We start from the raw sequence: 12509 nt of genomic DNA, 5'->3' as shown, positions 1-12509 counted from the left end.
CTCAACCGCCCTCCGCAGGGCCCCGGCCCATCAGTTGCAGGCCTGCCATGGCCTCCTCGGCGCCGGCGCGGTCGGTCTTCTGCACGGCGAAGCCCATGTGGATGATCACCCAGTCGCCCGGTTCGAAGATCTCCTCCGGCAGCATCCCGATGTTGACCTTGCGCTGCTCCCCGGCGACGTCGACCAGGGCGAGTTGGCCCTCGTATCCCTCCAGCATCCCGATCACCCGGCCGGGAATCCCCAGACACATCAGCACTGCCGCTCTGCCGGTGCCGAAGCCTGCAACGCCGCAACGATTTTGCGCACCGCGCGGACGGCGCGCGGGACGGCGGCGGCGACCGGTTCGGTCAGTCCCAGGTGTTCCTCGACGCTGCCGGCCTCGCATCCGACGATGACGGTGTAGGGCGGGGCGCCGCCCAATGCCCGCAGGCTGGCGAACACCGTCTGGGGATCCATGCTGTGCGCGTCCAAACCGGTTGCACCGGAATCGCTGTCGTGATTGGCCTGGAAGACGTGCAACCTTCCCGGACTGCCGCGGCCGGGGATGGCATCGATGAGAACGAGCGCGTCCCACTCCTCGAGCAGGTCGTATGCCAGATGCATGCCGCCGATGCCGTAGTCGACGACGCGTGCGTCATCGTGCGGAACGTCGGTGAGTCGGGCCACCTCGGAGCCGAAACCGTCGTCGCCGAGGAAGATGTTGCCGATGCCGGCTACCAGAATGCGCGCTGCCACGGGCCGTCCCGACCTACATGCGCCGCAATCGCAGGTACCGCTTGGCATCCGGCAGGGACGCCAGGCCCAGGCCCACTGCGGCCGCGACGACCAGCGCGATGAGCGCAAGGAATATCCAACCTAAGACATCCATGACGGGTTCCTTTCGGTGAGCGGTTCGATTTCGTCGGGGGAGAAGTACAGGTAGCGGCCGTACCAGTCGTGCAGGTCGGCCGCCGGGTCGTCCTCCACCACCACCGCCACGTGGCTGTTGCCCTCGACGTCCTGGTGCACCGAGGTGACGCGGGCGGTCTTGCCGGCCACGAAGATGTCCTGGGCGTCGGCGTTGCGGCGCGGTCGCAACACGACCCGGCTGCCGCGCGCCACCCGCACTCCGTGCACCAGCACGGCGTCGACATCCGGGCGGACCGCGTTGTCGGCCAGTGGATCCCACCAGTCGATACCGTCGGGTACGTCGGGAACGAGCCCGGCGGCCCGGTGGGGATCGCGCAACACTCCGTGCAGGCGGCCCATGTCCTCGGCGGACATCGCGTCACACCGGTCGATGATCTGCGCAGCGCGTGGATCGGTGGCCCGGGCCTGCGCCTTCTCGTCGTCGGTCATCGTCATCACGCGCAGCGTGAGGATCTCGTCGATCTCCGTGCAGTCGTACAGTGCTGTGCTGCTCTGTTCGGCCACCTCGGGGTGGTCGTAGAGGATGATCGGCGAGATCAGCAGCATGTCGCGGGCATCCGGCGGTCCGGCCAGCACCGGGAAACACCGATGGTGCCGGCACCGTGTTGCCGCGCCCGCCGCGGCGGCCGGTGGCTCCAACAGCGACACGAACTCACCGCCTTCGACCGCGGCGATCACGTGGCAGCCGATCATCGAGCGGGCCAGCGCGTCGCGCTTGTCGCCGGCCGTCGTCCCGGTGTTGGCCAGCCGCAGGGACATTCGCAGCAGATCCCCATCCGTCTCGACGGAGACCGTGAGGTGAGCGCGTACCTCGCGCCGATCCCGGACTAGGCGGCCGCCGCCGACGGACTCGATCTCGGTCGCGGCGGAGGCCAGTACCGGCAGGTCGAACGGCGCGTCGTCGAAAGCCAACGGGCCGAACGAAAGCTCGCACTCCACCGCTTCGTCCCAGGTGAGCCAGGACCCGGCTGCGGTGCTGAGCGCGTCGACCGACTCGAAGCCGCCGGCGACCTCTCGTTGGGCCTGACGGTGTTGCAGTTGCAGGAAACGCACCACCAGGGTGATCGCATCACCCGAGCGGACCAGGAACTGCGCCGCCAGTGCCTCGTCCTCGCCGAGTCCGGCCGCGGCAGCACCGGGTGGGCCGAGTACGCCGAATTGCCAACGGGATTGATTCTTGCTCGATGTCCCGCGATAGGGATAGAGCAGGTACCCCTCGTAGAGCACCGCGTCCGCGACGGCGCGGGCTTGGTCCCAGCTCATGGTGCCATCTCCCGTACTGCCGACTCGGTCAGGAGCGCGGTCACCGCATGGTCGAGATCGAGCAAGCCGTGCGCCGACTTGTAACCGGCCAGCGCCGAGACGGTCTCGTGCCGCAGACGCACCCAACCGGTGTTGGGGTAGTGCACGGCGATGAGGTCGCGCCACACACTGACCGGCATGTCGTAGCGGTCCTCGCAGTCCCAGGACACCTGCTGCACCGAGAATCCTCGCGCGGACTTCACGAAAATGGTTCCACTGAACAGGAATTGCAGGGGCAGTGCACCGTCGCGGAGCGCGTGCAGGTACTTCGCCGCGGTGACCTCGAAGTCGTAGGTGCACTCGAGCGGCAGCGCCACCGTCGTGCTGCCGGCGAATCCCGGCACCATCGCGCCGCAGTGCTGCCACAGAAAGGTGCGCTGGGTGGTCGCCCAGCGATCCCGGGTGCCGAACAGGTCGGTGAGGCCGGCGGCCTCCTCGTCGGTGTAGGAGCGGCGCAGTGGTTCGATGCGGACCTGGCAGCGCAGCGCGATCGCGTGCACGGGGTCCTCGGCGACGACGCCGATACGCGCGGTCAGTATCGGTGTGACGGCATAGGGTTCGGGCGCCACGTCCAGCACGGCGAACGACACATCCAGGTGCTCGGTCATGGCAGGGTATCCCGGGCCCGGGCGGCGATCTGCGCGAAGAAGTCGTCGATGAAGTGTCGCGCCTGCTGGCCACCGTCGAAGCCGCGCCACAGCATCCGCAGCCGGCCGACGAATTCGTAGCAGGCGTCGATCGGCACCAGAAACGTCTGCGGCGAACCACTTTCCGGTACCCGCACCAGCAGCGCCTCGACGTCGTCGGCGAGCAGGTCGACGCGGCGGTCGGCGGCCCGGATCGCCTCCCACATGTCCAGCTCCAGCTCGGACTCGCAGGCACCGGCCGGGCCGGGGTAGAACGCGACGGTGCGGCCCAGCGCGGAGTTGGTGAAGAAGAACGCCACTGAGACGGGAATCTGCATCGCCTCCCACGCCCGGCGGTCGAGCGCGAACCCGGGGAATGCCAGATACCGGTCGGGCACCGCGCGGTAGCGCAGTTCGGCGTGCGGGTCGGTGAACAGCAGGTAGCAGCCGCGGCACACGCACATCAGTTGTCGGCCAGCCACATTGACCACGTGCTGGTGCTCGTCGGCAATCGACTCGGCACACATTTCGCACCGTTCGCCGGCCGGCTCGGGGGGCCGCCGGCTGTTGATACGGGTCAACACGTCGTAGGGACCGCTCATGCCGAAGCCCCCAGTATCTCGCGTGGCAGCGCCACCGACAGCACTCCGTCGCGCTCCAGCAGCGGCAGCGGCTCCAGGTGGCCGCCGGGCCCGGCGCCGGCCCGAACGACGTCGAATTGCGTCCCGCACCTGGGGCATTCGAGCATGCTTCCGTGCAGCAGTGCCCCGGCCAGAGTGTCCGCACAGACCGGGCAGCGGTCCCGGTAGACGAAGATCCGCTGGTCCACCCGGCAGGCGAGCACCGGAACGGGGGCGATCAGGAAGCCCGCCACCTCGCCGGGTGCCAGGCCGGCCAACTCCGGCGCGGCGTGCCAGGCAGGGACTGCACCCGAACGCATCGGGGCCAGCAGGGATTCGGCCGGGATCACGTCGGTCCGTGCGGTCGTCACCACCTCGATGTCGGTGATCTCCGGTGCGGCAGCTCTGATCGCGTCTTCCACCGCGAGCTCCAATGTCACCGCCGAGGAGGGACAACTCTTGCAGCTGCCCTGGAATGCGAGTCGCACCGTGCCGCCCTCGATCTCGATGAGATCGACGTCCCCGCCGTGCGATCCCAGGTAGGGCCGCACCCGGTCGAGCGCCTCGGACACCCGGCGCCGCATATCGTGCGGATGCAGACCGTGCACCAGGAGCAGGCTGGCCACCAGGTCGTCGGTGGCCAGCCGCTCGGTCAACTCGGGGCCCGCGTGGGCCAGAATCCGTTCCAGCCCAGCGCCGTAAAGCCCGACCACTTCGCGCACCAGGTGCTGCGCCCGCTCGTAGGCGGCCGTCCCGCCGGCGGTGAAGGAATCCAGCAGCGTCTGGATCCGATCGCCCGCGGCGCGCCATTGCGCTTCCGAGTCGGAGTTCTGCGGGACATCCACCATCTCCTCACTCACCGGCAGCGGGTGACTGGGTGGGTGTGTGCAGTCTCTCCAGCGTCTTGCCCTTGCCCAGGTACATGTGCACGCCGCAAGGCAGGCACGGATCGAAGCTGCGCACGGTGCGCATCACGTCGATGCCCTTGAAGTTCTCCCGGTCGTTCTCCTCGAAGATCGGCTGCCCCTGCACCGCGTCCTCGTAGGGGCCCGGCGTGCCGTAGCTGTCACGCGGGTTGGCGTTCCACGGGGTCGGCGGATACGGGTGGTAGTTGGCGATCTTGCCGTCCCTGATCACCATGTGGTGGCTCAGCACGCCGCGCACCGCCTCGGTGAACCCGCAGCCGATGCCCTCGTCGGGCACGTCGAACTTCTCCCACGTCTTCGTTCGTCCGGCCCGGATCTCGGCCAGTGCCTGTTCGGCGAAGTACAGTCCGCAGGCGGCCGCGTACGCCTGGAAGTAGGTGCGGGCGCGGTTGCGCTCGATCGTGTTCGAGCCGTACCTGGGCACCTTCCACTCGAACTCCACCGGGCCCTTCAGCGCCGTCTTGGGCAGGTTGATTTTGACGCTGTTGCCGGTGGCCTTGACGTAGCCGATATCGACCAGGCCGGCCAGCGCGGTCGACCACAACCGGGCCAGTGGGCCGCCACCGGTGTCGAGCGCCAAGTGGTCCTTGCCGTCGAACCAGCGCGGCGACATCACCCAGCTGTAGTTGCCGCCGTCCATTTCGCGCTTCTGCGGATGCGGGTTGGTGTGCTGGTTCCACGGGTGCCGACGGTCCACCGGGTTGCCCAGCGGATCGGTCTTGACGAACATCTCCTGGTCGGTCCAGTCGTCGTAATACGAACTGCCCAAGAGGATCCGGATGCCCAGGTTGATGTCGACCAGGGAATGGGTGAGCAGCTTGCCGTCGACGACGACGCCCGGGGTGACGTACATCGCGTTGCCCCAGCGCTCCATGTCCTTGTACTCGAAGTTGCACACCTCGGGATCCTGGAACGACCCCCAGCAGCCCAGCAGGGTGCGGCGCAGGCCGACCTTCTCGTAGCCGGGCAGTGCCTCGTAGAAGAAGTCGAACAGGTCGTCGTGCATCGGGACGACCTTCTTCATGAACTCGACGTAGCGCATAAGCCGGGTCATGTAGTCGGTCATCAGCTGGATGGTGGCCACGGTGCCCACCCCGCCGGGGTACAGCGTGGAGGGATGCACGTGCCGACCTTCCATGAGACAGAACATCTCTCGGGTCCAGCGGCTGACTTGCAGTGCCTCGCGGTAGAACTCACCGCTGAACGGGTTCAGCGAGCGCATGATGTCGGCGATCGTCTTGTACCCGTGCGCGTCGGCATGTGGTGCGGCGGTCTTCTCCGCCTTGGCCAGCACACCGGGGTTGGTCTCGGCGACCATCTTCTCGCAGAAGTCGACCCCCACCAGGTTCTCCTGGAATATGTTGTGGTCGAACATGTATTCCGCGGCCTCGCCCAGGTTGACGATCCATTCGCCGATGTGCGGCGGCTTGACCCCGTAGGCCATGTTCTGCGCGTAGCAGGAGCAGGTGGCGTGGTTGTCGCCGCAGATGCCGCAGATGCGGCTGGTGATGAAATGGGCGTCGCGCGGGTCCTTGCCCTTCATGAAGATCGAGTAGCCCCGGAAGATCGACGACGTGCTGTGGCACTCGACCACTTCACGGTTCTCGAAGTCGATCTTGGTGTAGATGCCGAGGCTGCCGACGATCCGGGTGATGGGGTCCCAGGCCATCTCGACGAGCTGACCGGGTTCCCGCTTGGACGTTGACGGTTCGGGAATGATGGTTGTCATAGCGAATACTGCTCTCCGTCTAGACGGCTCTCTGGGAATGGTGAACTGAGCCGTTCACCAGGTACGGCGGGCGCCGGTGACCAGTTCGGTGCCCTTGTGGCGCCAACGCGGTTCCTTGTCAACGGTCTTCGCCGTGATGTGACGCAGGCTTCGGATCACGGTCCCGTACAGACCCGAGGCGGTGCTGGACAGTTTGCCGCCGGGCGGCTCGTCCATGAACGGCATGAACTTGTCCGGGAAGCCGGGCATCGTGCACCCGATGCAGATGCCGCCGACGTTCGGGCAGCCCCCGATGCCGTTGATCCAGCCCCGCTTGGGCACATTGCACTTCACCACGGGGCCCCAACAGCCAAGTTTGACAATGCATTTCGGCGAGCCGTACTCGGTGGCGAAGTCGCCCTGCTCGTAGTAGCCCGCTCGGTCGCACCCTTCGTGCACGGTCTGGCCGAACAACCACTTGGGGCGCAGGGCGTCATCGAGCGGGATCATCGGTGCCTGGCCGGTCGCCATGTACAGCAGGTATGTCAACGTCTCGGCCAGGTTGTCCGGGTGGATCGGGCAGCCCGGCACGCAGACGATCGGTATGCCGGCCTTGCTCTTCCAGTCCCACCCGAGGTAGTCGGGCACACCCATCGCGCCGGTCGGGTTGCCGGCCATGGCGTGGATGCCGCCATAGGTCGCGCACGTGCCGACGGCGACGATTGCGGTGGCCTTGGGTGCCAGCCGGTCCAGCCACTCGCTGGTGGTCATCGGTTGGCCGGTGGCCGGGTCGTTGCCGAAGCCGCACCAATAGCCTTCGCTCTTGATCTGCTCGTTGGGAATGGACCCTTCGACAACCAGCACGAATGGCTCGAGCTCGCCTCGATCGGCCTTGAAGAACCATTCCAGGAAATCGTCCGCGCCTCCGTTGGGTCCGCATTCGAAATCGATCAGCGGCCAGTGGACGGCGACCTGCGGGAGACCGGGGAGGGCACCTAGGGCGATCTCCTCGACGCTGGGCTGGGTGGCGGCAGTCAACGCCACCGAATCACCGTCGCAACTGAGGCCGGCGTTGATCCACAGAACGTGAATCAACGTTTGTTCTGCTTTGACTGCTGCTTCTGTGGGCATAGTGCAGCTTTCCGGGGCCGGGCTGAGACCCCTACGCCGCCGGAGTCGACCGTCGGCCCACTTGCACGGCGCTATTTTCAGGCCTACTCGCGGTGGGGAGCAATGTCAACGGTTCGATGTGCCAGAACTTCAGTTGCACACGCATTGCATAACGTGACCGCTTCGATCAAATCGTCTGGCACGCAACGGGCGTAGTTTATTTTCGGCTCCGTCAGTTACTCTGCTGCGGACCTTTCGCAAGATCGCTTACGCTGAAATAACTTTGTACGGACGGGATTTCAGGACACGTCGAGTGAAATAACCAGAAACTCGTTGCCGCACAGTACTTCGACGTCGGGACTTTCGCATTCCGGACACCAGATGGACCACGGCGAAGTGACCTCCGACCCGCGGTCGCAGGCACGGCAGCGGATCTGCGCGGCGACGTGTTCGATGTGCAACTCGGCGTCCGGCATGTCCTCGGCATCGCGCACCAGCGTCCAGCAGAAGGACAGGGATTCGGGCACGACCTGCCGCAGGGCGCCGATCCGCACCCGCACCAGGTCGACGTGACGACCCGCGGCGTGGGACTTGGCCACCCCGGCGATCGCGTGGCACAGCGAGAGCTCATGCACCGTCGCCAACGGTAACACCCCGAAAACCGCTGTGGATCAGAACAACTGGCGGAAGAATCCGGTGATATTGGCGCCGATATTGCCGATGCCGGTGATGAGGTCGGGGGTTTGGAAGTTGTTGATGCCGGTGTTGTAGAGGCCGGTGATGTAGGTGCCGGTGTTGAGGATGCCGGCGAGGTTTTGTCCGTAGTTTTGCCAGCCGCTGGTGAAGCCGTTGGTGATGGGGTCCAGGACGGCGGTATTGAGGAAGCCACTGGTGCCGTATCCGGTGTTGAAGAAGCCGCTGCTGTTGCCGCCGCCGGTGTTGCCGATGCCGCTGCTGGGTGCGGTGGTGGTGTTTCCCAGTCCGGAGAATTGCAGCAGCGTGTAGGTGTCGGTGTAGTCGACCAGGAAAGCCGAGGCCAGTTCGTCCGGGACATACGGGTTGCCGGAGAACCAGCTGATGCTCGTCCTCAGGGGGATGTCGAGGGAGAAGTTGATGCCGATGTTGTTGGCGCGCCAGAACAGGCCGATGTCTTGGTTGCCGGCGATGAAGGCGCCGGTGTTGAGGTTGCCGGTGTTGCCGAGTCCGGTGTTGGTGTTGCCGATGTTGTCGGCGCCGGTGTTGGTGTTGCCGATGTTGTGGGCGCCGGTGTTGTAGTTGCCGATGTTGAGGTGGCCGGTGTTGAAGGTGCCGATGTTGTGGTTGCCGAAGTTGTAGTTGCCGGGGTTGAAGTTGCCGGTGTTGTAGTTGCCGGTGTTGAAGGATCCGGTGTTGTGGCTGCCGGAGTTGAAGGAGCCGGTGTTGTTGGTGCCGGAGTTGAACAGGCCGGTGTTGCCGGTGCCGGAGTTGAAGCCGCCGAAGCCGATTTGGTTGTCGCCGGTGAGGCCGATGCCGATGTTGCCGGTGCCGGTGTTGGCCAGGCCGATGTTGCCGGTGCCGGTGTTGGCCAGGCCGAAGTTGAAGTCGCCGAGGTTGGCAAAGCCCCAGTTGGAGCTGCCGGTGTTGGCGCTGCCGAAGTTGTTGGAGCCCCAGTTGGCGTTGCCGATGTTGGTGCTGCCCAGGTTGCCGCTGCCGACGTTGGTGGAGCCTTCGTTGCCCAGGCCGAAGTTGAAGTTGCCCCAGTTGCCGTTGCCGACGTTGCCGCCGCCGAGGTTGCCCCAGCCCAGGTTGGCGGGGCTGGTGTAGGTGATGCCGAACAGGCCGGCCAGGTTGTGTCCGCTCATGCCGACCCCGGAGATGATGTCGAGGTTGGCGGGGTTGAGGGTGGAAGAGTCTCCGGCGTTGAACAGTCCGGAGATGGCGTTGCCGAAGTTGGCCATGCCGGAGGCGAATCCGTCGGAGTCGCTGGTGAAGTTGAGCAGGCCGGAGGTGCCGGTGCCGGAGTTGCCGAAGCCGGAGACGGCGCCGCCGAAGCCGTAGTTGAAGAAGCCGGAGGAGGGGGAGGTGGTGGCGTTGAAGAAGCCGGTGCCGGCGGGGATGGTGAACAAGGTGATGGAGTTGGACACGGTGATGCCGGTGTCGCCGAGGATGGTTTGGGGTAGCGGGATGGTGGCGGAGAAGCCGGCGGTGCCGTTGTGGTCGGCGGTGTTGAAGAAGCCGTTGTTGGAGCTGCCGGTGTTGAAGGCGCCGGTGTTGAGGTCACCGGGGTTGGCGATGCCGGTGTTGAGGTTGCCGACGTTGTAGGCGCCGGTGTTGGAGTCCCCGGCGTTGCCGAAGCCGGTGTTGAGGTCTCCGGAGTTGTTCCAGCCGGTGTTGTAGTCCCCGGAGTTGGCGAAGCCGCTGTTGGCTTGGCCGGAGTTGTACCAGCCGGTGTTGTACTGCCCGGAGTTGGCCCAGCCCCAGTTGCCGGTGCCGGTGTTGGACAGGCCGTAGTTGTGGTCGCCGGCGTTGAGTAGGCCGAAGTTGTAGGTGCCGGCGTTGAGTAGGCCGACGTTGGCGTTTCCGGCGTTGAGCAGGCCGACGTTGCTGGAGCCGGCGAGGAGCAGGCCGAGGTTGTTGTCGCCGGTGTTGAGTAGGCCGACGTTGGCGTTTCCGGCGTTGAACAGGCCGGTGTTGTTGGCCCCGGAGTTGAACAGGCCGGTGTTGCCCGAGCCGGAGTTCAGGCCGCCGATGCCGATTTGGTGGTCGCCGGTGAGGCCGATGCCGATGTTGCCGGTGCCGGTGTTGGCCAGGCCGAGGTTGTAGTCGCCGGTGTTGGCCAGGCCGATGTTGGCGCTGCCGTTGTTGGCCCAGCCCAGGTTGAGGTTGCCCAGGTTGGCCAGCCCGAAGTTGTTGGAGCCCCAGTTGGCGATGCCCAGGGGGTTGGCGCTGCCCAGGTTGGCCAGGCTGAGGAAGTTGTGGTCGCCGATGTTGGCCTGGGCGAAGATGTTGTAGCTGCCTTGGTTGGCGCTGGAGAAGAAGTTCCAGGCGCCGATGTTGGCGTCGCCGAAGTAGTTGCGGTAGCCGATGTTGGCGTTGCCGGCGTTGTTGTGGCCGATGTTGGCGCTGCCCACGGCCCAGTTGCCGGTGTTGCCGCCGCCGGTGAGGAAGTCGCCGGTGTTGCCGCTGCTGGAGAAGGGGTTGAGGAAGGGCGGCAGGAAGGAGAAGCCCAGGCCGTTGTAGTTGCCCAGGTTGCCGTTTCCGTAGTTGAAGTTGCCGACGTTGCCGTTGCCGATGTTCCAGAAGCCGACGTCGGCGAAGCCGATGTTGTGGGGTAGGGCGGTGAAGATGTCGATGCCGGCCAGGTTCGAGCCGATGTTGCCGAAACCGGAGACCACCGCCAGCGCACCCTGACCGGCGTTGTAGAGGCCCGAGACCGCGACTCCGGTGTTCAGTGCCCCCGAGAGCAGACCGCCGATGTTGCCCAGCCCTGAACTCAACCCGCTGGCGCCCGAGGCGATGTTGAACAACCCCGAACTGCCCGACCCGTAATTGCCGAACCCCGAGGAATTACCGGCACCGGAATTGAAGAAGCCCGACGATTCCGACGTCGTCACATTCCCGAAGCCCGGCTCCCCACCGACGGAGAACAACGTATGCAACGTCGTCTGCACCGTATACGGCATGTTGTAGTAAGCCTGTAGTTGTTGCTCGTAGAAATTCGGCGCGTTATACGAGGCAAAAAATGTGTTCTTGTACATCGTTGTCTCGATCACCGAGTAGTTCAGGGTGATCAGTCCCTGGCCGTTGCCGCGCCAGAAGAGGCCGTTGTTGCGGTCTCCGGAGATGAAGGCGCCGGTGTTGAGGTCACCGGTGTTGGCGTATCCGGTGTTGGTGTTGCCGGTGTTGTAGTCCCCGGTGTTGGTGTCGCCGACGTTGAAGCTGCCGGTGTTGTAGTCCCCGGGGTTGGCAAAGCCGGTGTTGTAACTGCCGGTGTTGTGGCCGCCGGTGTTGAAGCTGCCCGAGTTCCACCAACCCGAGTTGGCCACACCGGAATTGGCCCACCCGGTGTTGTAGTTGCCGGAGTTGGTAAAGCCCCAGTTGCCGGTGCCGGAGTTCAACCACCCCGTATTTCCCGACCCCGCGTTGAGGAACCCGGAGTTGCCCGAACCGGAGTTGAACAACCCGGTGTTGGCCACCCCCGAGTTCAAGCCGCCGAACCCGAACTTGTTGTCCCCGGTCAACCCGATCCCGATGTTGCCGCTGCCGGTATTGGCGATCCCGATATTGCCGTCGCCGGTGTTGGCGAACCCGAAATTCAGACTCCCCGCATTCCCACTGCCGATATTCAGACTGCCCAGGTTGCCGCTGCCGAAGTTGACACTGCCCAGGTTCCCCCCACCCAGATTCGACGACCCCAGATTGCCCCACCCGAAATTCAAACTCCCCAGATTCCCGCCACCCAGATTCGAATCCCCCACACTCCCACTACCCACATTGAAATTCCCCAAATTCCCCCCACCCACATTGAACGCACCCACATCCCCCCACCCCACATTGAACCGACCCACATCCGCCAAACCGAAATTGATCACCGAGTCGTTCAGCAGGTCGGGCAGCGAGGCGAAGGAGGGAATGGCGGCGGCCACCGCCGACGCGCCGGAGTAGTACCCGAACATGGTGGCGACGTTCTGCGCCCACATCTGCTCGTAGGACGCTTCGGCGGCGGCGATCGCCGGGGCGTTGAGACCGAACCAGTTGGAGGTCACCAACGACACGAACTCGACGCGGTTGGCCGCGACCGCCGCGGGCGGCACGGCGCTCGTCAACGCCGACTCGAACTCCTCGGCGGCCGCTCGCACCTGTGCCGCCGCGCCCTCGGCTCCGGCCGCCGCGGCGTGCAGCCAACCGGCGTACGGAGCGGCCGCGGCGAGCATCGCCGATGCGGCCGCGCCCTGCCACGCACCACCCACCAGCCCCGACGTCGCGGATCCGAAGGACTCAGCAGCCGCGCTGAGTTCGGCGGCCAGCCCGTCCCAGGCCGTCGCGACCCCCACCCACGGACCCGACCCGGCGCCCCCGTAGAGGAGCGCGGAGTTGATCTCCGGTGCCAACATCGGAAAGTCCATGCCCAGCCCTTCATGTCCTCTGACGACCATGCGCGCCCACCTCGGGCCGGTAAGCCCTGCGAGTGCAGACGGCGCTAGAAATTAGCAGCATCCGAGACCGTTTATCGCGGTTTTCGCACGATTAGGTTAACTCGTTTCGGAGTGATCCTTCCCGGCGTCCGATAATTGAAGAAAATTCAGCAATTTCTGAATATTATTCAGAA

The 12509-nt window shown here is 65.4% G+C and carries 11 protein-coding genes; all 11 read right to left on the bottom strand.

Features of this window, described 5'->3' with window-relative positions; genetic code table 11:
- Position 1: 1 nt before the first annotated feature.
- Entirely contained in the window at positions 2–250 is a 249-nt protein-coding gene (locus tag QXH22_RS03340) for a HypC/HybG/HupF family hydrogenase formation chaperone (RefSeq protein WP_306241337.1), read from the bottom strand.
- Positions 250–735, bottom strand: coding sequence for a hydrogenase maturation protease (locus QXH22_RS03335; protein ID WP_306274922.1), 486 nt, complete (start codon positions 733–735; stop codon positions 250–252). Before QXH22_RS03335 ends, QXH22_RS03340 begins: the two co-directional genes overlap by 1 nt.
- A gap of 13 nt (positions 736–748) precedes the next feature.
- Positions 749–868 (bottom strand): hypothetical protein, encoded by a 120-nt coding sequence (locus tag QXH22_RS30435; RefSeq protein ID WP_371872375.1) that lies wholly within the window; start codon positions 866–868, stop codon positions 749–751.
- Positions 856–2172, bottom strand: coding sequence for a hypothetical protein (locus QXH22_RS03330; RefSeq protein ID WP_306241335.1), 1317 nt, complete (start codon positions 2170–2172; stop codon positions 856–858). The genes QXH22_RS30435 and QXH22_RS03330 overlap by 13 nt, the downstream gene beginning before the upstream one ends.
- Positions 2169–2819: a DUF6084 family protein gene (locus QXH22_RS03325; RefSeq protein ID WP_306241334.1), complete on the bottom strand. Its 651-nt coding sequence runs from the start codon at positions 2817–2819 to the stop codon at positions 2169–2171. Before QXH22_RS03325 ends, QXH22_RS03330 begins: the two co-directional genes overlap by 4 nt.
- Complete coding sequence (locus tag QXH22_RS03320) at positions 2816–3439, bottom strand: DUF5947 family protein (protein WP_306241333.1); 624 nt, start codon at positions 3437–3439, stop codon at positions 2816–2818. The genes QXH22_RS03325 and QXH22_RS03320 overlap by 4 nt, the downstream gene beginning before the upstream one ends.
- On the bottom strand, positions 3436–4305 hold the full coding sequence (locus tag QXH22_RS03315) for a NifU family protein (protein WP_306244295.1): 870 nt from the start codon (positions 4303–4305) through the stop codon (positions 3436–3438). The genes QXH22_RS03320 and QXH22_RS03315 overlap by 4 nt, the downstream gene beginning before the upstream one ends.
- A 4-nt stretch (positions 4306–4309) precedes the next feature.
- The gene (locus tag QXH22_RS03310) at positions 4310–6112 is read right to left on the bottom strand and encodes a nickel-dependent hydrogenase large subunit (protein ID WP_306241332.1); all 1803 of its coding nucleotides are present in this window, start codon (positions 6110–6112) and stop codon (positions 4310–4312) included.
- 54 nt (positions 6113–6166) lie between these two features.
- Positions 6167–7222 carry a hydrogenase expression protein HypE gene (locus QXH22_RS03305; protein ID WP_306241330.1) on the bottom strand — a complete coding sequence of 352 codons (1056 nt, stop codon included), beginning with the start codon at positions 7220–7222 and terminating at the stop codon, positions 6167–6169.
- A 278-nt stretch (positions 7223–7500) separates the two neighbouring features.
- On the bottom strand, positions 7501–7836 hold the full coding sequence (locus QXH22_RS03300; protein WP_306275953.1) for a hydrogenase maturation nickel metallochaperone HypA: 336 nt from the start codon (positions 7834–7836) through the stop codon (positions 7501–7503).
- Between the two features lie 36 nt (positions 7837–7872).
- Entirely contained in the window at positions 7873–12306 is a 4434-nt protein-coding gene (locus tag QXH22_RS03295; protein WP_371934200.1) for a PPE family protein, read from the bottom strand.
- Positions 12307–12509 lie beyond the last annotated feature (203 nt).

This window comes from Mycobacterium sp. TY814 (assembly GCF_030755175.1).
Taxonomy (GTDB): domain Bacteria; phylum Actinomycetota; class Actinomycetes; order Mycobacteriales; family Mycobacteriaceae; genus Mycobacterium.
Note: the sequence above shows the minus strand (reverse complement) of the source record. Positions and strands in the feature narration are given on the sequence as shown.